The sequence below is a fragment of the Roseovarius nanhaiticus genome (assembly GCF_900156535.1).
GTDB classification, from domain to species: Bacteria; Pseudomonadota; Alphaproteobacteria; order Rhodobacterales; family Rhodobacteraceae; genus Roseovarius; species Roseovarius nanhaiticus.
Genome location: NZ_FTNV01000003.1, coordinates 486395 through 507995, shown reverse-complemented (window position 1 = coordinate 507995; position 21601 = coordinate 486395). Strand labels below are relative to the sequence as shown.

Annotated in this window: 18 protein-coding genes; 11 read left to right on the top strand and 7 right to left on the bottom strand. The window is 59.1% G+C overall.

The features are described from left to right. Nucleotides 1-6 precede the first annotated feature (6 nt). The gene (locus BW975_RS15550) at nucleotides 7-756 is read left to right on the top strand and encodes a WecB/TagA/CpsF family glycosyltransferase (RefSeq protein WP_076535209.1); all 750 of its coding nucleotides are present in this window, start codon (nucleotides 7-9) and stop codon (nucleotides 754-756) included. Between the two features lie 4 nt (nucleotides 757-760). Here the strand turns inward: BW975_RS15550 and BW975_RS15545 are convergent, their stop codons facing one another. The 4 genes from BW975_RS15545 to BW975_RS15530 all read right to left on the bottom strand — a co-directional run bounded on the left by BW975_RS15545 (nucleotide 761) and on the right by BW975_RS15530 (nucleotide 5773). Beyond that, a complete protein-coding gene (locus tag BW975_RS15545; RefSeq protein WP_076535208.1) occupies nucleotides 761-1705 on the bottom strand; it encodes a glycosyltransferase in 945 nt (314 codons plus the stop codon). Beyond that, nucleotides 1702-2820, bottom strand: coding sequence for a glycosyltransferase (locus BW975_RS15540; RefSeq protein ID WP_076535207.1), 1119 nt, complete (start codon nucleotides 2818-2820; stop codon nucleotides 1702-1704). Before BW975_RS15540 ends, BW975_RS15545 begins: the two co-directional genes overlap by 4 nt. Then, a complete protein-coding gene (locus tag BW975_RS15535) occupies nucleotides 2817-4388 on the bottom strand; it encodes an asparagine synthase-related protein (protein WP_076535206.1) in 1572 nt (523 codons plus the stop codon). The genes BW975_RS15540 and BW975_RS15535 overlap by 4 nt, the downstream gene beginning before the upstream one ends. A gap of 98 nt (nucleotides 4389-4486) precedes the next feature. After that, nucleotides 4487-5773, bottom strand: coding sequence for an ATP-binding protein (locus BW975_RS15530; RefSeq protein WP_076535205.1), 1287 nt, complete (start codon nucleotides 5771-5773; stop codon nucleotides 4487-4489). Nucleotides 5774-5884: 111 nt separating this feature from the next. On the opposite strand from BW975_RS15530, the gene BW975_RS15525 reads away from it, so the two are divergent. Then, nucleotides 5885-6817: an MBL fold metallo-hydrolase gene (locus BW975_RS15525; RefSeq protein ID WP_076535204.1), complete on the top strand. Its 933-nt coding sequence runs from the start codon at nucleotides 5885-5887 to the stop codon at nucleotides 6815-6817. A gap of 244 nt (nucleotides 6818-7061) precedes the next feature. On the opposite strand, the gene BW975_RS15520 is transcribed toward BW975_RS15525, so the two are convergent. After that, a complete protein-coding gene (locus BW975_RS15520) occupies nucleotides 7062-8426 on the bottom strand; it encodes an amidase (RefSeq protein WP_076535203.1) in 1365 nt (454 codons plus the stop codon). A 135-nt stretch (nucleotides 8427-8561) separates the two neighbouring features. Here BW975_RS15520 and BW975_RS15515 point away from each other — a divergent pair, with 135 nt between their 5' ends. The 8 genes from BW975_RS15515 to BW975_RS15480 all read left to right on the top strand — a co-directional run bounded on the left by BW975_RS15515 (nucleotide 8562) and on the right by BW975_RS15480 (nucleotide 17597). Then, the gene (locus BW975_RS15515; RefSeq protein WP_076535292.1) at nucleotides 8562-9749 is read left to right on the top strand and encodes an ABC transporter substrate-binding protein; all 1188 of its coding nucleotides are present in this window, start codon (nucleotides 8562-8564) and stop codon (nucleotides 9747-9749) included. 87 nt (nucleotides 9750-9836) lie between these two features. Continuing rightward, nucleotides 9837-10721, top strand: coding sequence for a branched-chain amino acid ABC transporter permease (locus tag BW975_RS15510; protein ID WP_076535202.1), 885 nt, complete (start codon nucleotides 9837-9839; stop codon nucleotides 10719-10721). An 8-nt stretch (nucleotides 10722-10729) separates the two neighbouring features. Beyond that, nucleotides 10730-11677, top strand: coding sequence for a branched-chain amino acid ABC transporter permease (locus tag BW975_RS15505; protein ID WP_076535201.1), 948 nt, complete (start codon nucleotides 10730-10732; stop codon nucleotides 11675-11677). Next, a complete protein-coding gene (locus BW975_RS15500; RefSeq protein WP_076535200.1) occupies nucleotides 11655-12371 on the top strand; it encodes an ABC transporter ATP-binding protein in 717 nt (238 codons plus the stop codon). The genes BW975_RS15505 and BW975_RS15500 overlap by 23 nt, the downstream gene beginning before the upstream one ends. Further along, complete coding sequence (locus tag BW975_RS15495; protein ID WP_076535199.1) at nucleotides 12368-13084, top strand: ABC transporter ATP-binding protein; 717 nt, start codon at nucleotides 12368-12370, stop codon at nucleotides 13082-13084. Before BW975_RS15500 ends, BW975_RS15495 begins: the two co-directional genes overlap by 4 nt. Before the next feature lie 466 nt (nucleotides 13085-13550). Then, the gene (locus BW975_RS15490) at nucleotides 13551-14879 is read left to right on the top strand and encodes a tyrosine-type recombinase/integrase (protein ID WP_083687142.1); all 1329 of its coding nucleotides are present in this window, start codon (nucleotides 13551-13553) and stop codon (nucleotides 14877-14879) included. Between the two features lie 691 nt (nucleotides 14880-15570). Next, nucleotides 15571-16266: a recombinase family protein gene (locus BW975_RS15485; RefSeq protein WP_076535197.1), complete on the top strand. Its 696-nt coding sequence runs from the start codon at nucleotides 15571-15573 to the stop codon at nucleotides 16264-16266. Beyond that, nucleotides 16254-17597: a hypothetical protein gene (locus BW975_RS15480; RefSeq protein ID WP_139194242.1), complete on the top strand. Its 1344-nt coding sequence runs from the start codon at nucleotides 16254-16256 to the stop codon at nucleotides 17595-17597. Before BW975_RS15485 ends, BW975_RS15480 begins: the two co-directional genes overlap by 13 nt. A gap of 12 nt (nucleotides 17598-17609) precedes the next feature. Here the strand turns inward: BW975_RS15480 and BW975_RS15475 are convergent, their stop codons facing one another. Further along, complete coding sequence (locus BW975_RS15475; RefSeq protein WP_076535195.1) at nucleotides 17610-18692, bottom strand: restriction endonuclease, SacI family; 1083 nt, start codon at nucleotides 18690-18692, stop codon at nucleotides 17610-17612. A 109-nt stretch (nucleotides 18693-18801) separates the two neighbouring features. Between BW975_RS15475 and BW975_RS15470 the strand changes: the two genes are divergently transcribed. Beyond that, a complete protein-coding gene (locus tag BW975_RS15470) occupies nucleotides 18802-20052 on the top strand; it encodes a DNA cytosine methyltransferase (RefSeq protein ID WP_083687141.1) in 1251 nt (416 codons plus the stop codon). Between the two features lie 54 nt (nucleotides 20053-20106). Here the strand turns inward: BW975_RS15470 and BW975_RS15465 are convergent, their stop codons facing one another. Continuing rightward, entirely contained in the window at nucleotides 20107-21597 is a 1491-nt protein-coding gene (locus BW975_RS15465; RefSeq protein ID WP_076535194.1) for an AAA-like domain-containing protein, read from the bottom strand. Between the last annotated feature and the right edge of the window lie 4 nt (nucleotides 21598-21601).

Genomic DNA, 21601 nt, shown 5'->3' with positions numbered 1-21601 from the left:
GCCTCGATGTTTCTGATCACCCGCAATGGCCGAAAGGTTCCCGTCACCCACGCGCGCCGCGCCGCGGTGATGGAGGATGTGCGCGACCATCTGCGCGCGGGGACGGGGTTTGCAATGGCGACGGTGAACCTCGATCACATGGCACAGATCGGGCGCAATGTGGACTTCGCCGCCGCCTATGCGCAGCAGGACATCATCGTCGCCGATGGCCGCCCGATCCGGTGGCTGTCGCAGCTGGCAGGCCAGCCAGTCGAGCTGATGCCCGGCTCGGACATGATCGTGCCGCTGGCGCGGCTGGCGAGTGAGGAGGCGCGCCCCATCGCCCTGATCGGCAGCACCGAGGCCGCGCTGACAGGCGCCGAGGCGCATCTGCGCCGCCTGATCCCCGCGCTGCGCGTGGCCTACCGCCACGCGCCCGTCTTGGGCTTTGATCCCGAGAGCGACGCGGCACGGGACATTTTGGCCGAGCTGGAAGCGTCGGGCGCAGGGCTCTGCTTTCTTGCGCTGGGCGCGCCCAAGCAGGAGGTTCTGGCCGCGCGTGGGGCCAAATGCGCGCCGTCGGTGGGGCTCGTTTCGATCGGTGCGGGTCTGGATTTTCTGGCCGGGCACCAGAGGCGGGCGCCGCGCCTCGTCCGCGCGCTCGCGCTCGAATGGCTCTGGCGCGCGGCGACCAATCCGCGGCGGTTGATCCCCCGTTACACGCGCTGTTTTGCCATCCTGCCGGGTCTGGCCTGGCGCGCCTGGCGTGCGCGCTGACGGCTCACTTGTATTCGATCAGCCCGCCCCGCCGTCCGCGGAGCCGCGCCAGCCAATAGCGTAGCGCGCCGCCCGCCTCGGGGAACTTGCCCAGCACGCTGAAGACCGCCCAAGGCCAATTCCCGCTGCGCAGCCCGAGGCGCATCACTTGCGCCGGATAGGCCAGCGCCAGCAGCGCCAGCGGCCACCAGAGCGCGCCGCCGATGACGATCACCAGAGGCAGCACCGCGCCCCAGATCAGCGCCCGCCGCGTCTCGCGCACCCAGTGGCGATGGGGCAGCCTCCCAAAGCGTGCGGCGCCCTCGGCATAGGCATGACCCGCCCGGCGGGCGCGGCGCCACCATTGGCCCAGATGCAGGATCTGAGCGTCATGGAGCGTCATTTCCGCGTCCAGCCGCCAGATCGCCCAGCCCGCGATGCGCAGGCGCAGGCACAGATCCGGCTCTTCGCCCGCGATCAGCGCGGGATCGAAGCCATCCACCTCATCCAGCGCCGCGCGGCGCATCAACGCATCACCACCGCAAGACAGCGCGGGGCCGACAGGTGTATCCCACTCGATATCGCACAGACGGTTGTAAACGCTCGCCTCGGGATGGATCTCGCGCCGGCGGCCACAGACCACGGCGGTTTGCGGATGTTCCGCTAGATGCGCCAAGCCTTCGGGGATCCAGCCGGAGCTTAACTGGCAATCGCCATCAATGAACTGGACGAAAGGCGCGCGGACCAGGGCCAGCCCGGCGTTGCGCGCGCGCGCCGCCGTAAAGGCGCGCGCCATATCGAGCGTCACCACCTCGGCACCCGCCGCGCGCGCCGCCTCGACGCTGCCATCGGTGCTACCGCTGTCGACATAGATGATCCGGGCCACCTGCCCTTCGAGAGACGCGAGGCACGCGATCAGGCGCGCGCCCTCGTTGCGCCCGATCACGACAGCCTCGACCTCCGCGCTCACGGCTGGGCCGCCCCGAACAGCGCGGACGCCATCTGATCGACGAAGCCGCCCGAGCGGGCGTAATCGTGCAAGACCTCAAACGCGTTCCGCGCGATGCGGATCCGCGCGGCGTCATCCTCAAGAAGCCATGTCACACGCTCGGCAAAATCCGATAGATCCCAGGCTACCGGCACATAAGTCTCGAACGGCACGAAGATGTCGGGCGCGGTCGCTACGTGACCCATGTCTTGTTTCAGCAGCGTCGCGCCACAGAGGATCGCCTCGTAATCGCGCCAGCACACCTCGCCATAGCCGAACGGGCTGAAGCAGATCTTGGAAGCGCGCAGCTCGCGCAGGAACTTGTCATGCCGGATGCCGAAGCCGGTCACCTTGCGCACGCCGCCCAGCTGCGCGACCGCCTCGGCGCAGGCCCCGCGCATGGCGCTATACCAAGGCGTGCCCTCGATTGCGATCCGCGCGTGCAGATCGGTGGGTCGCGGGCCGTCCGGCATCTTGCCGCGCTCGAAAACGGGCAGCATGAAATCCGCGGTCAGGAAGGAGGGACCGAGATGAAGTTTATCCAAGAAGATATTGGGAACGTTGAATGTCTGCTCCTCGTGCGGCAGATCATACGCGCGACCGTAGTAATCCATCAATGTCGTGTCGCCGAAGGTCGGCTGGCCGTATTGCCTGCGATCAGACAGCAGGTGTTTGGAAACATAAGCGTCCACGCGCGGCCCGACCCGATCGGCCAAGCGCAAATCCGTCGGCGCGAACCAGTCGAGATAGACGAGCCGCGCGTCAGGGTTAAGCGCACGGATAGCGGAGAACAGCTCGGCAAGATCCGCATCAGGAATATCGAAATACGTTTGAATGCAGACAGTTGTCGCCTCTTCTGCAAGTGACGCATCAAGAGGCGCATCCACAGGATACTCGCGGATATCGGCATCCCATTTATCGCGAAACCGGTCCGCATAATGGTGAAATCCGAAAATCTGGCTCTGCGGGATTGGGTGATCCACCGCCAAAAGCAATATCTTGCGCGCGGCGCCCGGATCGAAAGGCCGGCGATACGCCCCGGCGCGCTTACGGGCTTGGGCCGCCCGCGACAAACGGCGCAGCAAGAGGTCGATCATGCAGGCCTCCCGTCCATTCGCTCTGAAACCAGACGCCGGGGCTGCGCAGCCTCGAGTTGCTCGGCGATCTCGCGCAGGCGGCGCGCGCGCCCGGCAGTCAAGCCATCTAGGCAAAGGGTGTGGAGGCGCAGGGCCGTATCCGGCATCCGCTTGAGCTGCGCAGGCGGCCGCAAGAAATCACGCCGCTGCGCGACGGCCTTTGGCCCCAAAGCCGCCGTGATCCGCAGCATGTCGACCCCGCTACGCAGTTTATGCGCCATACCGCCGCCCCGAGCGGACGGCGCCGCGAAGCCGGCGGCGTAGGGAATATCCGCATAGTCCGGATAGGCTCCGGCGATCACATCGTCATGCAAAAGCTGGTCCCGCGTGACGCTGTAGGGCAGCGACAGGCAGAACTCCGCGAAGTCGGGATCGAGATAAGGACACAGCACCTGATCCGCGCCCGACAGGATCGACTGGCTGACGAAATTGATCTCGCGCCGGGTGCGATGATACATCCAGAACATCTGGTAAGGGTCTGGAGCGTCGGCATATTGCGCAATGGCGCGGCCCAGATAGTCATGCACTTCTTCGTCCATGTCAGGCGACAGGATCGGACCCGCGCCGCGCCCCCATCCGGGTTGCGAAATGACGCGCGCGTGCCCCTCGGTCAAACCACGCGCGATGCCGGTGAAATCGCCTTTCTCGGCCAGCGCAAAGAACGCCTCGGCGTCATTGTCGGGGTTGGTCAGGATGTCGCCAGCGATCCCGTCCATTGCCGTGCCGCCCTTCCGCGCGACATAGTCATGCAGCGGCATCATCTGGGCATGCTCATCGGCGCATAGCCCCGTCAGGATTGTGCAGCGCAGCGCATCGGCGAGGCGCGGGCGCGGGTAGCCCAGCACGTCATGGGCGACGCCCGCACGCGCGGTGACGGCGCGGGCCGCCAGCGCCTCATTATTCATCTCCGCACCGTTATGGTGAAACGTGACGCATTGGCGCGGTGCGCGCCCCTGATGCAGCATTTCGAGCAGAATGTGACGCGAGTCGCGCCCACCACTGAGGGGCAGCGTCACGGGATCGTCGCTGGCATCAAGCACGCGGGTCATTGCCTGACGAAAAAACTGCGTCATGCCCTCGACCGCATCCTTGCGCGTAATGCTCTGCGCCTTGGGGATGGGCGCGCCGCCGGTTATGGTGGCTTGGCCCGCCTGCCATATCAGGCGCCCGGCGGGCGGTAGGGTGCGGATGTGTTTGAGCGGCGTGTCGTCATTGATGAAAACGCCGATGCGATGAAAGACTGCCAGCGCCCGCTGGTCATGTGTGCTGTCCGCCCCCGCCTCGACCAGCGTCAGCAGGTTCGGGGCAAGTGCGATCACGCCGTCCTTTTCGTAGACGAAGAGGCTGTGAAATCCGTGCGAGTCCACTTCGGCCTCCAGCCGGGCACCGTCCCACTGCCACACGGCAAAGAGCCTGCCGATGGGACCCGCGATCTCGCGCCCCGAGCGCCAGCTGGCATCGCCCCGGCAGACGGGCGCGCCGCCTTGCATCTCGATCCAGATGAATGGTGCGTTGGTCTTGGTCGTCATCCGGCCTCTATACGGTGGTCTACGCCCCGCTGCCTATAGCATAGGGGGCCGTGCGGTAGTCCATGAATTCCAGCGCCGCCGGAGAAAGCGGCACGCACTCATCTTCCGATAACCAGATCGGCGCGCAAACCGCCCAGACGCTCGGACGTGCCAAGACGCAGTGCGCCGCCATGGGCCCGCACGATATCCGTGGCGATCGAGAGGCCGAGACCCACGCCCGGCCCCTTGTCCTGATTACGCGATGGCTCGAGCCGCGCGAAGGGGCGCAACGCCTCTTCGCGGCGATCCTCGGGTATGCCGGGTCCGTCATCCTCGATGGTGATGCGCAAGGCGCGCTCGCTCAGCACCATCGACAGCTCGGCGCGGGTGCCATAGCGCACGGCGTTGCCGATGAGGTTCTCGATGGCGCGGCGCAGCGCGACCGGGCGCAGCGGCACCGTCCCCTCGCCGCTGATTTCGTGGATCGTTGCGGGGATGCTGGCGCGTTCGCAATCTTCGGCGATGCGGCGGATCAGCTGGGCGGGATCCACCTCCTCGGCCTCGCCCTCTGCAGTGCCGCGCGCAAAGTCCAGAAATGCGTCCAGCAGCCGCTCCATGTCGCGCACATCGCGCAGCATCGGCTCGCGCTCGTCTTCGTCCTCCAGCATCTCGAGGCTGAGCTTGAGCCGGGTCAGCGGTGTGCGCAGATCATGGCTGACCCCCGACAGCATGAGCGTGCGCTGTTCGATCTGTCGCTCGATCCGGGCGCGCATGTCCAGAAAGGCACTGCCCGCCGCGCGCACCTCATTGGCGCCCGAGGGGCGATAGGGCACATTCCGGCCCCGGCCAAAGGCCTCGGCGGCGCGGGCCAGCCGCGTGATAGGGCGCAGCTGATTGCGCAGGTAAAGATAGGCGATCACCGTCATGAGAACGCCGAAAAACAGCATGTTGACGAATAGCTGATGGGGATTGGACGCCGAAAAACGGCGCCGGTCGACCGTCATGCGCGTGCCTTGGCCGTCCTGCACGAAGTAAAGATGCACGATCTGCGTGTTGCCCAGATCGACCGCGCGCAGGCGGGGCAGCAGTGTTTCGATTTCGTCCAGCAGGATGATGCCGGTGATATCGTACCACCGGCGCACATTCTCGCGCGGGATCTGATCCAGGGCGACTGGACCTATGGTGATGGCCAATGCCTCTGCGATGGGCGCGGGGTCGGGTGCGTCCAGCATCAGCCGGACCTCGCGGCTGACCGACGTGGTCATCTGCCGCGTCACCCCCTCGAAGAGGCGCTGAGCCGAGACTACCGACACCACAAGAAGCAGCGAGATCACCGGCAAAAGCAGGATCAGAAAGGCGCGGCCATAAAGGCCGCGCGGCATGGTGCGCTTGAGCCATCGAAACATGGCGCGACGCTACAGCGCAGCCATGAGGCGCGCAAGGCGGGCCGCGCTGGACCCTGCAGCGCGGCGCGGCTAGCGTTGGGGCCACCCAGATCCGGACGGAGCCGTGCCGATATGCCGCCGACAGCCCCCGAATTCGATCCGCAGCCGGGCGTCCCCCACACGCTGAATCCAGCCCTGCGCCGCATTCTCGCGCCGAACCCATCGCCGATGACCTTCCGCGGTACCAACACATATCTTTTGGGCACGCGCGGCATTGCTGTGATCGACCCCGGCCCGGATGACGCAGCGCACCTGGGCGCGATCCTGAACGCGCTGACGCCGGGCCAGCACATCACACATATCTTCGTGACACACGCCCACCGCGATCATAGCCCGCTGGCCCGGCCCTTGGCCGAGGCCACGGGCGCCCCGGTGCTGGCCTTTGGGGATGCACAGGCGGGACGCAGTCCGGTCATGGCGCGTCTTGCGGCTGCGGGCACGCTTGGCGGCGGCGAAGGCGTGGATACCGCGTTCCGGCCGGACCGCGCCTTGGCCGATGATGAAATCGTGAGCGGCGAGGATTGGGCTTTGCGCGCGCTCTGGACGCCCGGCCATTTCGGCAATCATATGTGTTTCGCCACCGATGATGCGATATTTACCGGCGATCTGGTGATGGGATGGGCCAGTTCGCTCGTCTCGCCGCCCGATGGCGATGCCGCGGCCTTCGTCGCGTCGTGCAAGCGGTTGCTGGGCCTGTCGCCCGCCATACTGCACCCCGGCCATGGCGCGCCGGTGTCGAAACCCGAGGACCGCATGACCTGGCTTATCGAAAATCGTGCCGCGCGCGAGGCGGCCATTCTGGTGGAATTGACCAAGGGCGCCGCCGATGCCCCTACCCTCGCGCGCGCGCTTTATCGGGACATACCTGCCAAGCTCTTGCCGGCCGCCACGCGCAATGTCCTGGCGCATCTCATCGACCTCAGCGAACGGGGCGAGGTCGCGCCTCACGGCGCGCTCGATGCCGGTTCAGTGTTCACGCGTCGACCTGCGAAAGACCCCAAGTAATAGCGCGCCCGGATTGCAGACAGAGTTCCCCACCCCGGATAACTGCCAGCCGCGCAAGGTTTGGACCTGCAAAGCTACTCAAACGCGGCTCTCAAATCAGAAGGCAGTGCGGACATCATCGGTCGATCACCGTGTCGAGCCAAGCAGCATTATCACCGCGCTGCAGCGGCCGCACGCGGATGGAAACGCGACCAAACCCGCAGGGCTGCCCTGAATAGTCACGTCCACCAAACGATCTTTGAGTTCACCGACTCATCCCGTCCTCGAGAGCATTTTCGATGGATTGCGAAATTGCCATCAACTCGAATTCACGGCCCGGCCCCGCCATCAATTGCAAGCCGAAGGGCATCTGTCCGTCATCCGTTGGCAGAGGTATCGAAACCGCGCTGAGATCGAGATAATTGGCAGGCTGCGTGTTGCGCGTCATGCCAAGGGCCAGCTCAAAGCCTTTTTCCGGATCCTCGAGCGCCAAGACGGGACTGGCGACATCGCTGACGGTTGGCGATATCCAAGCGTCGAACCCTGCGATGCGTGCGTGGACAGCGCGCATCGATGCCGATCGCCGCGCTTCCAATTGCACCAAGCGGATCGCGTCAACGTCAAATGCCGTCTTGACCCGTTTTGAAATCACCGGGTCCATCAACGAAAGACCTTCTTCGGCCCGCTCGCGACCCAGCGATGCGACGAGGCACACCGGCAAGACGGCTGGAAAGTAGTCTTCTCGTTCAGGCGCTTCGGGGATATCGACCGGCTCGATCGACGCCCCGTGCCGAGACAGCAGATCAATCGCCCGCTCGACGCGCTCTGCCGCCGATGGCTCGATCCCATCGAAGAAATACGTGCTGGGTCTGCCGATCCTCAGCGCCGATATCGGCCTCTTTGGAGCGGGCGCCTCAGCTGTCTGGACAGAAAAGATAATCTCGGCATCGCGCGCATCGCGTGTCAAAAGGCCAATCGAATCAAGATGGGCGGCCAGCGGGAATGCCCCGTCGTTGGAGAGGCGTCCGAACGATGTCTTGAGACCGAAAACCCCATTCAAGGCCGCGGGTACCCGAACCGAGCCGCCGGTATCACTGCCGATCGCAAAGCCGCAGAGGCCCGCGGCCATCGCGACGGCGGAGCCCGAGCTTGATCCGCCGGGCAGCCGATGTGTGTCGGTGTCATGCGCATTCCACGGGGTGCCGTGCGGCGCCGAGACGCCCGTGATGCCCAAGGCGAACTCCACTGTCTTGGTCTTGCCCAGGATGATGCATCCAGCCCGGCGCAGCGCCTGAACAACCGGCCCCTCGGGGCCTATCAGATCCTGGACCTCCAGCTTGGTGCCGCCCGTGACTGGCATCCCGTCGACGCGAATGAGATCCTTGACCGCAATCGGCACACCCATCAGCGGCCCCAGATCACAGCCTGCCGCCCGCATGGCATCAATCGCCTGCGCCTGGCGGATCGCATCATCGGCGGCCACATAAGCGTATGCGCCCAGCCTCGGGTCAAGCGCCGCGATACGGTCGAGGTAATCTCGGGTCACGCTTTCGGCGGTCAGCGCGCCCTCGCGAAACTGGCGGCTGAAGTTGGAAATTCCCCCGGTCTGCAACGGATCATTGGCTGGCATGGCTAGGCTCCAAAAATTCTCTTAGCGTTACTTGACGTAAGTTATTTGTTATTACAACTATGGCTTTCGGAGTTTCGCAATATTGATGCGTCCGCGAGTGTCGCGGCGATCATGTTCAAACAGGAGCTTGATGTGATGAGAAAGAATCTGACTTTGGCGCTTGCCGCTGGCCTGACTATGGGGACCGCCGCCCATGCGGAGGTAGAGATCGGCGTGATCAACAGCCTCTCGGGCGCCTTCTCGGCCTTCGGCGACCGCTATCTGACCGGCATGGAAGTCGCGCTGGACGAGATCAACGCCAATGGTGGCATCAATGGCGAAGACCTGACCTTGAACATTCAAGACGACCGCTCGGAAGCACAAAGCGCCCTCGCAGCGGTTGAAAGCCTGGACAATGCGGGCGTGCCAACGGTCATCGGCTCATACGCGTCCTCTATCACCGGCCCGATGGCGCAGATCATGACACGCCAGGAAATTCCCCTGCTGGTTCTGGGCAGTGCGGACGATTCAATCACCAAGCCCGGCTCGCCTTGGGTCTTTCGCGCCAAGCACAACTCGACCATCGTCGCAGGCGCCTATTTCGACTATTTCGACTGGCTGCGCGAGACCAAGGACGAAGAGCTGAAGACCATCGCGATCATTTCGGGCAATGGCGCCTGGCCCACATCGCTGGCCGAGAAGGGCGAGATGTTGGCCGAGGAGCGCGGCTATGAAGTGGTCGGCCGCCAAGCATACGATCAGGGCGTGACCGATTTCCGCCCGATCCTCAACCGGTTCATCGGCGAGAACGAGCCCGATATCCTCTACATGATCTCCTATGCCGAGGACGGTGTCGCCCTGACCCGCCAGATCAGCGAAGTTGGCCTCAACGCCAAGGTCATCGCGATGGATACGTCTGCCGCCCTGACCAGCTTCATCGATCAGGTCGGCGATCTGGCGGAATATGTCGTGACCGCCGTCAGCTGGAGCAAGGACGTTCAATATGAGGGCGCACAGGATCTCTATGCCCGCCTCAAGGAAGCCGCCGGCGCCGAGCCCTCATTCTACGAGGCCGAAGGTTATCTGGCCCTGACCGTCGCGGCCGACGCCCTGCGCCGCGCCGGATCGACAGACCGGACCGCCGTGCGCGATGCTCTGAAGGCGACCGATCTCGACACCGCCGTGACGACGGTCAAATTCGAGGACGAGGGCGAGTTCCAGAACCAGAACCCGATCCGCAGCCTGATCCTGCAAATTCAGGATGGTGGGCATGTAACAGTCTACCCCGCGGACCTTGCGGCAGAAGAAGTCCGGTTTCCGAACCCGGCTTGGGATGCACGCTGATCCCTGTCAAAGCGGCCTGCCATGAAATCTTGGCAGGCCACGCCGCCCTTAGTCGATAAGCGCCGCCCAAGTCTGGAATAACACATCATGCTCGACTTCATTGCGTTTGCGCAGAACCTGTCGAACGGCCTTCTGATCGGCGGTGTCTATGCGCTGGTCGGGGTCGGGCTGACCCTGATATTTGGCGTGATGCGCACGATCAACTTCGCCCACGGCGATTTCGTGGTTCTGGGCATGTATTCCGCCGTCCTGTTCAACCTGGTCCTCGGCTGGGACCCTTATCTGTCGCTTGTCATCGCCATGCCCGTCGGGTTCCTGACCGGCGTGCTCATCGAACGGCTGATGCTGGCGCGCCTTGTCGAGGCGCCTGCCGAAGCGTCGATGCTGGCCACGCTGGGGCTGTCGCTCGTCATCGGCAACACGCTGTTGCTGACCTTCGGCGGCGAGCCGCAGTCGGTTCAGGTCAGCTACGCGGCTTCGACCATCGCCGTCGGGCCAGTCCGGATTTCGGTGGTCCTGCTTCTGGCAGGTCTGGCCACCGCGCTTGCCATTATCGGTCTCTACCTCGTGCTCGAGCGGACGGAAATCGGACGGGCCATCCGGGGCACTTCCGAAAATCGTCTTGGCGCCGAATTGGTCGGCATCAACACGACGCGGATTCACTCCATCGTCTTCGGCCTCAGTGTCATGCTGGCGATGATCGCCGGTGCGACACTGATCCCGCTGCTGTTTGCCACCCCGACCACCACGGGCGCCATTTTCACGCTCAAGGCGTTTGTCGTGACGGTTCTGGGCGGGTTGGGTCGCATCGGGGCCGCCATTGGCGGGGGGCTTTTGTTGGGCGTCGTCGAAGTGCTGGGGGCATCCTATCTGGCCTCCGAGTACCGTGACGCCTACGGGCTTATCGCGTTCCTGCTCATCTTGCTCCTGCGGCCCGAAGGCCTCTTCGGCAGCTCGGTGAAACGCGTATGAGCCGGCCCATGACATTTGGCGCCATCGCGCTCTTCGCACTCGTCGGACTGGCCTATCCGCATGTCTTTCCGGCATACATGACCGTGGGGATCAGCATGCTGCTGTTCATCGGTTGGGCCACGGCCTGGGATATCCTTGGCGGATGGGCCGGTCAGGTCAGCCTCGGGCATTCGGCCTTTGTGGGGCTGGGCGCCTATGTCGTCGCCATCGGACAGATCGATCACGGGCTTGCGCCCTGGATCACCCTTCCGCTGGCAATGCTGGCCGCGGCCGCGCTGGCCTGGCTCTGGGGGTCGATCACATTTGGGCTGCGCGGGCCCTACTTCACACTCTCGACCATCGCCGTAGCCGAAATCCTGCGCCTCGTCGCCATCAACGAGGGCTGGCTGACCGGGGGCGCCACAGGCGTCTTCATTGCCACCCTGCCCGAGCCCTTCGGCATCGATTTCTTCGAGCGTGCGACCCAGTTCTACATGGCACTGGTCTTTGCACTGGTCTGCCTTGGTGGCACCGCCTGGATGTCGATGGCGCGGTTTGGCTATCAGCTGCGCGCCGTGCGCGAGGACGAGAACGCGGCCATGGCCGCCGGCATCGATCCGCGTGCGATCAAGCTGCGCGCCTTCATGGTGTCGGGCGCGCTGACGGCCGCCGGCGGCGGCATCTACGGCATCTTTTTGTCCTTTCTCGAGCCGCATATCATGTTCTACCTGCTGCTCTCGATCCAGATTGCCCTGACCGCCATCATCGGCGGCCGCGGGACAATTTTCGGCCCCCTTGTCGGGGCCGTGCTGATCATCGGCGCGGGCGAGATTTTCCGCACCGCCTTCGCCGAGGCCAACCTGCTGATCTACGGGCTTCTCATTCTCATCGTTGTCCTCTTCATGCCGCGTGGCATCCTTGGCGAGGCGGCCAGAAACATGATCCGGAGGCGATATGCCCGACGCTCTCAAGGCTGATGGAATCGTCGTCCGCTTCGGCGGCGTGGTCGCGGTCGATCATGTCTCGCTGCGGGTTGCGGACAGCGAAATTCTGGGCCTTATCGGGCCCAACGGGGCCGGGAAAACGACGCTCTTCAACGCGCTGACCGGCTATGTGCCGGTCCATGAGGGGCAGATCTCCTTCGCGGGCCAAGATGTCACGAAGGCGCCCGCCTACGCACGCACGCGCCTGGGAATGGGGCGCACGTTCCAGACCGAGCGCCCTTTTGAGGAGCTGACGGTACTGGAAAACGTGCTGATCGGGGCATTCCTGTCAGAGCCGCGACGCAAGAATGCCGAGGATCTTGCACTAAAGCAGCTTGAGATCGTCGGTCTGGGTGATCGCGCGCATCAGCCGGCCATGGATCTCAACCTGGCCAGGCGGCGCCGACTGGAACTTGCGCGCGCTTTGGCGCTGCGTCCCAAGGTCCTTTTTCTGGACGAGATCATGGCGGGCCTCAACCCACCTGCGCTGCGCGAAATGATCGGGCTGGTCCACGGGCTGAAGAACAGCGGCATGGCCATCGTCATGGTCGAGCATATCATGGAGGCGATCATCGAACTGTCCGATCACGTCATCGTTCTGGCGAGCGGTGCGCGCATCGCCGAAGGCACGCCGCAGGCCGTCACAAGCGATCCGCAAGTGATCGAAGCATATCTGGGGACGGAATGAGCAAGAGCGTTCTTTCAGTCGAAGGCGTCGATCTGGGCTACGGCACGCTTCAGGTGGCGTTCGACATCAATCTCGAGGTTCGGCAGGGCGAACTTGTCGGTCTTGTCGGCGGCAATGGCAGCGGAAAATCGACCATTTTGCGCGCCGTCTCGGGCATGATCCCGACCTGGAAGGGGCAAATCCTGTTTGACGGCGAGGCCATAGGCAACGTCAAACCGCACCAGATGGCCCAAAAAGGGCTGGCGCATGTGCCGATGGGACGGCAGCTGTTCCCGAACCTTACGGTCGAAGACAACCTGCTTCTCGGAGCCTTCCTGCCGGAGGCGCGCGCGCGCCGCCACGAAAGCCTCGCGGAGGTGCACGCGCTTTTCCCCGATCTGGTCCGTCTGGCAGGCAGCCCGGCGGGCGCCTTGTCCGGAGGGCAGCAGCAAATGGTGGCCATCGCGCGCGCCCTGATGCTGCGGCCCAAGATGCTATTGATGGACGAGCCGAGCCTCGGCCTCTCACCCCTCTTGGTCAAGGACGTGATGGCCGCCATTCAACGCGTCGCCGCCACGGGCCTGCCCGTCCTCTTGGTCGAGCAGAATGTGCGCCAGGTCCTGAAAGTCGCAGATCGCGGTTATGTCTTGGAACATGGCCGGATCGTGCTGGAAGGTCCGGCGGAAGAACTGGAAGGACACCCTGCTGTTCGCAAGGCTTATCTGGGCCTTTAAATCTCATTTTTGAGCGCGGGAATTCGATCCCGACCTTTACCATGTCGGCATGCGTGCCGCAGGAGATGGCGCTAATTGGGCGGTCCAAGCATTTCGCCAATCATGCTGCCCCCACAGGCTCCCAGCACATACCAGCGCGTTGCAAATCTCGTTTTCACACGCTTCGTCGTTGGTTTGGATCAGCGCTTTCGCAAGGTGGTAACCGAACGCGAATATCGCAGCTAGGCTGTCGTCCTAAAAGAAAAAGGACCTAGCGGGCGTGCGTTAAGTCCTTCAAATCTTTGGCTCCGGCGGTAGGGATCGAACCTACGACCAATTGATTAACAGCCGTTTTTTCCGATTATACCAATTTATACTATACCATCACAAAGCCACATAAGTTACTAATTTTATTTGATATTTTCAAAGATCGACTTGGAGAATACACTCAAAGCATACGGATAACTCCCGGAGCTTTGTGCCCTATATGCGCCCTAAAAAACCAAGACCCCGACCGCGGCTTGAAAGCCGACCTGCCCCACCGAAGCATGTGGCCTTCACAGAAGTGGGTTTAAGAAATGCTGAGCCGGGACCCTCAGATTACACCGTGAACGATCCGAAAACCGTAGGTCTCTTGCTCAAGGTCACCCCCGCTGGCCGTAAGGTATTTGTTTACAGGTACCGCACGTTATTCGGTCGGCAGCGAAAGCTTACAGTCGGTAAGCTGGGTGAAATCTCAGTATCAACAGCCCGCCGGAAGGCGAAGGAACTTGCGGTTGAAGTAAGCAATGGTGCTGATCCAGCAAGTGACAGGATCAACCAAAGAAACGCGATGACCGTCGCGGAGTTCGCGGCGATCTATCTGCGCGACCAAGCAAAGAGAACATTGGCTCCATCCACCTTCAAAGAATATGAGCGAGTACTGGAGAGTCGAGTGGTGCCGAAAATTGGGAAACTTCCTTTGGTCGAGTTGACGCGCTTGGACATCGAATCCTTACATGCGTCAATGTCGAGCGCACCGATCCGCGCAAACCGCATGCTCAGCGTTGTAAAGGCAATGCTCTTTAAGGCCGAAGACTGGGATGTGATACCGCGCGGCAGCAACCCAGCATCGCGGGTTAAGATGAATAAGGAACGACCCAAGCAGCACTATTTTTCAGACACCGAACAGGCCCGTATTTTTCGTGCAATAGAAGCGGCACAAAAGCAAATGCCTAGGAGCAAAGTCGCCTTTGAAGCGATTACTCTTTTGTTCTTCACGGGGTGTAGACCGTCAGAGGTTTTGCGCCTCCGCTGGGAGGACATCGACTTGGGGTCGGGCGTCGCCACTCTGCATAGTACCAAAACTGGTGAGGGAAGGTTGCTATTGGCAAATGCTGCGGTGAATTTCTTGCAATCAATTGCATCTAGCGACCATCGACAAGGCTGGGTATTCCCAGGCGTCAACCCAGAAGAACGATTGAAAACGCTCACAAAACCTTGGAAGCGCACCTGTGATTTAGCGGGGCTTCCCAACGCCTGCCTAAAAGATATTCGTCACACAGTCGGGACGTATGTGGCACGGACTGGCGGCCTCCACTCCGCGCAAGCTATTTTGCGGCACACAAGTCCGATCACGACACGGCGATATGCACACCCCTTTGAAACGGCTGTACGCGGCGACCTTGAAAATGCCATCACGTCCATTGAAACTAACCGCCGTAGCTCGACCAGCTATCAGCAGGACCAGCCAGAGGGGAATAAGCGAGCATGCCCGACGATCAAAACAGGTCGAAGCGGAAACTTAAGAAAGGCATTAAAACGCCGGAAACCGTAAGGCTCCGCCTAAAAATCAGGAGCCTCGAACGACGGGTCAAAGAGTTAGAAGAACAGAAAAGCGGCGGCTGGGTGTCAGAGGACGGCAAATGGTGCGACATCACATACGCAGCAAGATATGTGAACAAGACCAAGCAAACCTTGCGCAACCTACGCAGCAAGGGTCAAGGTCCTGTTTCTTTTGGAAGAGGTAGTGGCGTGAAGTACCAGATCGCGTTGCTAGATGAGTACAATAAGAGTGGATATTCGCAACAGGACTACACGCGCGACAAACCAGAATAGGGCACCCAAACTTTCAAAAATCGACACTACGACCCCCCCCCCCTACTCTCTGCAGGCCAAAAAATTGCGGACAGTAAATGGGAAGGGACATAACAAACTTACAGGGAAATTCGAATGGAAGCCAGTGTTCGGTGCTGTAGGGCCTATAGGAAAATAGACATAACGAATTACAAAGCAACCTACTGAAAATTATTACAAAATAGTACAAAACGGTTGCTCGTACGTGTAGCGATACCCTCAATGCAATCGATTGCAGCAAAAAGCCTAATGTTTTCGGTGCGATACCTCACATAAGCGTGTTGCCAAGACACAATCGCCCTCATCGTCGAAAAAAGCGGCGTAAACCCTACGCAAAGGCAATCGAGGTGACCAGGTGTACCTGAACGAACCAACGTTTACAGGAGCACATAATGGATTTCGCGGAAAAATATATCTCCTATATTCGGGTCTCGACTGACCGCCAAGGAAAGAGCGGTCTTGGACTGGAAGCACAAAAAACGGTAGTGGACCGCTTCGTCACCCAATCCGGCGGTCAACTTATCAATGAGTACGTGGAGGTAGAAAGCGGTAAGCGCAACTCGCGGAAACAGCTCCTATATGCTCTTGAAGAATGCAAGCAGGAGGGGGCAACCCTCATCATCGCCAAGCTCGACCGACTTGCCCGCAACGTACACTTCATCTCTGGCCTTATTGAGAGCGGTGTTCCTTTCCGCGCGGTGGACATGCCCGAGGCGAACCGATTTGTACTTCACATTATGGCTGCAGTGGCTGAGCATGAAGGTAGGGCAATCTCGGAGCGAACCAAAGCCGCTCTGGCGGCAGCAAAAGCTAGGGGAGTAAAACTTGGCAAATCATGCCAAGCGCTTGCCGATCTGAAAATCGCAGATGCCGACGCTTACAGCGACAAGCTGGGGCCAGTGATAAAGCAGCACAAAGCGAATGGCCTTTCGGTCAGAAAAATCGCAGATCGGCTAAATTTCGACAAAGTACCATCCTATACGGCCGGACAGTGGCATCCATCTACAGTCCAGCGAGTGTGGAAAAGGTATGCAGACCGTAACCATACTACCATCGGGAATATTCCTAACCCCCCATGTCAAACCTAATAGTCAGAAGAGACAGTTTTGTACGGCAACTGTCACCGTCTACGCAAATCAATGCTGAAAATGCGTTTATTGACCGTATCCGCATAGATGTGGGCGACTGGGCATTATTCGGGGAAAGGGATCATATCTGTGAGGCTTTGTCGGGGTTGCGTGAAGCGGAGGTAACTTCGGTAGATGGCGAATGCTTGCCGCTTTTCAATAACCAGTTGGTTGAACGAATTCGGGACGTCCGTCACCTAAAGTTCCGCTCCAATCCCAACCGGGATAGCTTGGGTGCAAGCAAGCCTCTAATTTCGGGCAAAGCAGCCGAAGTCTTATGGCAATCCCGCCTGACCAGCCCCCAAGATGGCGAAGTGGGCCGCCTCGCGTTTGAAGCCACACTCAACCATACGCGCTTCGTTCAGGCTCAGGCGTTAAAACGCATCACCCGGCTGGATCGCCCAAAGTTGGTTTCTGAGTACGTCTTGGCAATTTCTCCGGACGAAAACTGGTACGAAAACGAAATTCCTCTCCGGCCTGCAACCAATCTCATAATAGGGCCGAACAAGAAATATGCGTTCGCTCTTGCATCTCCCCGTGGAAGCCAGCTTCGTGAATACCTGACATTGGCGCAAAGCGTTCTATCGGAATCTGTTCAGACTGCATTTCAGCACAGCAAAGCAAGGGCGGTGCTTCTGCCGTACTTCTCAATTCGGGAAATCGAATTCTACTGGGAGTTCGATAGCAACGCGCCAATTGACTGGGTTCTACAGCTTAGAGAAATACTCTCCGAGCAGGCCATAACCATGGCTGAGGATTGGTACGATACAGCCGCACCTTCGCTCGAAATACAGCGCCAAAGTCCTTGCATCAAGCTTAAGCTGACCCAGAACATCAGCATCAAGATTTACGCAAAAACAACCCGCCGCGTCCGTTTCGAGGTAACATTGAAAGATTCAGCTATCCATAATGCAGTTGTGGGCGGCAGACGACGCGACAGCATTGAAGGTGTCGTGTCCATGATTGCACCGTTGGCCGAAGTGGCGGTCAGACGTTTGAAGCCCATACTGCAATCGATTGTAGCGGACCCGCCGCCACCGGGCAGTTTTACGGCTGTGGAGCTGATGTACCAAATCACACGGACAGCCGACAATGCGCATACTGCCGAGGCGATCATTGCCGCGCTGGTAGCTTTTGGAAAGGTTGTGCCCTACGGAAATCCAAGACTGCTTTCTGTCGTTCATGCGCTGCGTGACTTGGGTGTTCTTAGGACGCTTCGCCCCAGAAGCCGTATTTACGTTGTCACTGATGAATACCGCGACGCTTTGGCCAGCCTTCGGCGGTATCGCTAGCTTCATTTAGCGTCAAGTATTTGCCTTCGCAGTTATTTCTTGCCAGCGAACGACAGACGTCTCCGCAACCTCAACCTCGACCAGCCGTTTGTGGATTGTTCCTATTGCCAATTTGGCAACGTCCGGTTTTGTTAGGGGGCTCCAGTAGAGCACTTGCTCCACAAAACTTTGCCAACCCACAAACAGCGTCAAGCCCAGTCCAAAGTTTTGTGCCCAGCGCTGCAGAGCCACGCTATCCAAAATAGTTTGCTTTTCTGAAACCATCAGAAGCGCGGCGTCTCTTACCCCTAAGTCCAAGCACTTCTTCCCAAATATTTGAACATCTGAAGCTGCCACCGGTTTGTCGCGCACCTCTATAGCTTTTTCCCAGCCAGTTCTTTCAGCGTTAACTACGCACACATCTCCGGGATGCCGACGACTAGGGTCATTCACACGCCCGCTCTCAACCCTATCCGCGCCGTAGACAGTATCCATTAGGCCCGCCGCAACGGCTTGCGCTCTACGTCCGTTCTCGGAAGCTTCGCTGACGAAACCTTCCGCCAGTTCTGCCAGTTTCCAAGGCACAACCGTAATCGAAGAGCTATGGTCGGCGTAGTTTGGCTGGAATTCTCTGCGAACTGCGACAAAGGCCGCTAACGCGTCAGCAGCATTTTCCTCGTCGCCTTGCTCTAGTTCTCTTACTAGGTCCAGCATGTACTCGAATGCCGCCCGACCACCCGGATGGACCGGTGTACCATCGTCCAGCCGCGTCATCCGAAAGTAAGGCTGATTGTTCAGAGGTTCTCGCCCAGTCACACCTAAGCTAAACCCAAGCTCGGCGGATAGGGGGACTAAGACGCTATGACACAGAACCCGAGCCGAAAAAGCTCCTTCTGCGTTCTTGGCGTGCTGCGGCTTAATAGCGAATAGGTCTGCGCGTCTGTCGCAGGCTTTGGCAAGCATGGCGGTCGCCAAAAAAGCCAAGTGGGTCTTGGACACCCCTTCTTCGCACAACCGCGACAACTCTCGAACCTTACCTATCCATGCAGATGGTACATCATCGCGCTCCGCTTGGTGCCGCACCAGCTCCTTCGCTGCTACTTTGTCAATCTTCAATGCTTTTTCCTAAGGCTTTTTGTGGTTCGAGTGTCGGGTCATTGTCAACCTAGTACAGAACAGGTAGTGTTTCGAGGGTCAAGTCGCTACAAGAAGTTGGGGTCCGCACGTGTCTAAGGAACTTAAAGTCATAAGCCTTTACACAGGTGTCGGGGGTCTTGATTTCGGCTTTGAAGCTGCAGGGTTTGTTACGCGCGTCGCTTGCGAAATCGATAAGGTCGCCTGCCGCACAATGCGTCTCAATCGGCCTGAGTGGCCTGTTCTGGAAGGCGACATACACAACTTCTCTTCGGAACAGATACTCACAGCGGCACAGCTACTTCCCGAAGAAGCCGATGTACTGATCGGCGGGCCACCCTGCCAGCCGTTCTCGAAGTCGTCATATTGGTTTAACGGTGATACTCGGCGGCTGGACGACCCTCGGGCGTCTACGCTGGATGCGTTTTTGCGTGTGCTTCGCGATACAAAGCCCAAAGCGTTTCTCTTAGAGAATGTGTATGGGCTCGTTTATCGTGACAAAGACGAAGGATTGAAGCATCTGTTGTCTGGCATTGATGCGATTAACACAAAAGCTGGAACTAACTACAAAGTTCACTGGAAAATGGTGAATTCCGCTCGATACGGCGTTCCACAAGCTCGGGAGCGCGTTTTTCTTATCGCAAGCCGGGACGGGCGTGATTTTCAATTTCCTGCGGAAACGCATGCTTCAGTAGACGAAATCGCGCCTTTGGATGATCGAGAGCCATTCCGTACGGCTTGGGATGCAATCGGAGACCTTCCTAAGAATTCTAATGAAACTTCAATTGCGGTAGGGGGAAAATGGGGTGATCTACTACCGTCGATCCCTGAGGGTCACAACTACCTTTGGCATACAAATCGCCGAGGCGGTCAAAACTTGTTTGGTTGGCGAACTCGATACTGGAGTTTCCTGTTGAAACTTGCCAAAGACCAGCCATCATGGACCATACAAGCGCAGCCGGGTTCCGCAGTTGGTCCATTCCACTGGAATAATCGCAAACTGACCACACAAGAGATGTGCCGAATTCAAACCTTTCCAGATGGTTTGGTGTTTGATTGCGGCCGAACCGATGTGCAAAAAATGCTGGGGAATGCAGTACCGTCGCTTGTTGCCGAAGTTTTGGCTCGTTCCATCCGGTCGCAGATATTGGACGATGCCCCGGAAGGCTCGCTGAGACTTCTCCCGCCGAAGCGGTTGCCAGTTCCAGAGCCGGAGCCCGTCGATAAAGTGCCTGGAAAGTACATGTATATGGTCGGTGAACACAAAGACCACCCGGGAACGAAAAGGCAAAAAGAGAGGCAAAGGAAAACGTCTCCCAAGTTAACCTTATCTGAGCCTTAGTATACTAAATCCAATACTATCACAGCAGTCTTACACCGGAAATTCAATCCGATCCTAAGGCTGCTCAGGTAGATCACGCAGAAATATCTCGTGAAGAGCAGCCGCAGCTCGAACTTCTGGCGCCAGTTGTTCGTCTCTCATATAGTTTTGTGTGGCTACGCTTGGGTGAACTAGGTTTCTCCAATCCCTAAGGGCATCTGGCACTTGGGCGTTAGAGCCCAAGAGACGATTGGCTATTTTGACAAGGTTAACCAGACGTAGGCTGCCTGCGTCTGCATAGGTTTCGAAGTTGTTGAGGTTGCACTGCGGCGCTTGTTGGCCCGCGGCGCGCCTTTCTTGTTCAGACTTGCGCTTTAGGTAGTCAATCAGGATGGCTTCAATTGAACAGCCATATCCTGCCAGTGCCAATCTGTTGCTATTGCCCATGTATGAAGCAACGGCGCCTTGTTGAGCACTATATGCTATCTCTCTAAGCTCATCATCGATAAGTTTTCTGAAACTCTCAGGTCTGAGTGGAAAAACAGGCGCTCTTTCACCCGCTGGATCACTGTTCCCTATCTGTGGGCTTGTCTTGGCGACTTCTTCGTAAACAGCATTTCTAAAAATAATTTTGCCGCCGTTTCTTTTGGCAAGGCCACCGGTGCACAAAAACGCGTAGTCTGGGTCAGCTGGAGAGTTATCAAGCTCTCCATTAGCTGCCAACGTTGCAACCAATTTCGTCAAATTAGTCTCAGCCAAATAGCGAGAGAACAGGTTGATTATATGATCGGCTTGGCCTGTCTTAAGCTCATCAATCGCCGTCGCTAACGCAGCCTGCTGATTTTCGGCCCCCGATGCTTTTCCAAGCAACCTCTGTATCAAATAGGGTTGACCTCCTACTGCGGAAAACACCTTTTCAGAAATTTGTCGCGACCGCTCATCCTCCCCTAGTGTGAGCATAGCCAGCCGATGCACCTCTTCTTCAGTCAAATCGACCGTTTCTATCTTTTCGCAAACATTAAAAGGTGAGTTGGCTGCATCGATCAGCGTCTCTGGCCGAAACGTGCCGGAGAACAAAAATGTAAGCCGCTTTGATGCGTCTATGTCCTCTGCGAATGCCCTTGCACTCGAAAGACCACGTAGTTGGCCAAAGAATGAGTTACGCCAATCATCTCTTTGGATATTTGATGCTTCGTCTACAAGTACGACGACCCGGCTTGTACCTTCTGGTAGCACTCGATTTAGTGCAACCTGTAAGTCGTCCAAGCTTTCATCTTGCTCGAACTCTGCGCCAAGTTGCTCTGCAACCTTCGCTGAGAACCAGTTGACGAAACCAGAGTAGCTCTCCAGCGGTGGTTGCTGTTGCAAGTCGACATAGACGCATTGTATTCCGGCATCATCTATGAGCTTCTTAACTCGAATTAACGCCGTAGTTTTGCCATGTTGTCGCGGACCAAGGAACAACACCCAGCGTTCGTTTAGAAGTTCACCACAAAGAATATTAACTAAATCGCGCTCGATGTAGCTGTCGTTCCCAATCGGGATAGGCCCCTGATAGAAAACCATCAAA

Bases quoted from the DNA above. Each gene is read 5' to 3' on its own strand.
- BW975_RS15550 (WP_076535209.1), top strand. From the start codon at position 7: ATGTTTCTGATCACCCGCAATGGCCGAAAGGTTCCCGTCACCCACGCG.
- BW975_RS15540 (WP_076535207.1), bottom strand. From the start codon at position 2,820: ATGATCGACCTCTTGCTGCGCCGTTTGTCGCGGGCGGCCCAAGCCCGT.
- BW975_RS15535 (WP_076535206.1), bottom strand. From the start codon at position 4,388: ATGACGACCAAGACCAACGCACCATTCATCTGGATCGAGATGCAAGGC.
- BW975_RS15530 (WP_076535205.1), bottom strand. From the start codon at position 5,773: ATGTTTCGATGGCTCAAGCGCACCATGCCGCGCGGCCTTTATGGCCGC.
- BW975_RS15525 (WP_076535204.1), top strand. From the start codon at position 5,885: ATGCCGCCGACAGCCCCCGAATTCGATCCGCAGCCGGGCGTCCCCCAC.
- BW975_RS15520 (WP_076535203.1), bottom strand. From the start codon at position 8,426: ATGCCAGCCAATGATCCGTTGCAGACCGGGGGAATTTCCAACTTCAGC.
- BW975_RS15515 (WP_076535292.1), top strand. From the start codon at position 8,562: ATGAGAAAGAATCTGACTTTGGCGCTTGCCGCTGGCCTGACTATGGGG.
- BW975_RS15510 (WP_076535202.1), top strand. From the start codon at position 9,837: ATGCTCGACTTCATTGCGTTTGCGCAGAACCTGTCGAACGGCCTTCTG.
- BW975_RS15505 (WP_076535201.1), top strand. From the start codon at position 10,730: ATGACATTTGGCGCCATCGCGCTCTTCGCACTCGTCGGACTGGCCTAT.
- BW975_RS15500 (WP_076535200.1), top strand. From the start codon at position 11,655: ATGCCCGACGCTCTCAAGGCTGATGGAATCGTCGTCCGCTTCGGCGGC.
- BW975_RS15495 (WP_076535199.1), top strand. From the start codon at position 12,368: ATGAGCAAGAGCGTTCTTTCAGTCGAAGGCGTCGATCTGGGCTACGGC.
- BW975_RS15490 (WP_083687142.1), top strand. From the start codon at position 13,551: ATGCGCCCTAAAAAACCAAGACCCCGACCGCGGCTTGAAAGCCGACCT.
- BW975_RS15485 (WP_076535197.1), top strand. From the start codon at position 15,571: ATGGATTTCGCGGAAAAATATATCTCCTATATTCGGGTCTCGACTGAC.
- BW975_RS15480 (WP_139194242.1), top strand. From the start codon at position 16,254: ATGTCAAACCTAATAGTCAGAAGAGACAGTTTTGTACGGCAACTGTCA.
- BW975_RS15465 (WP_076535194.1), bottom strand. From the start codon at position 21,597: ATGGTTTTCTATCAGGGGCCTATCCCGATTGGGAACGACAGCTACATC.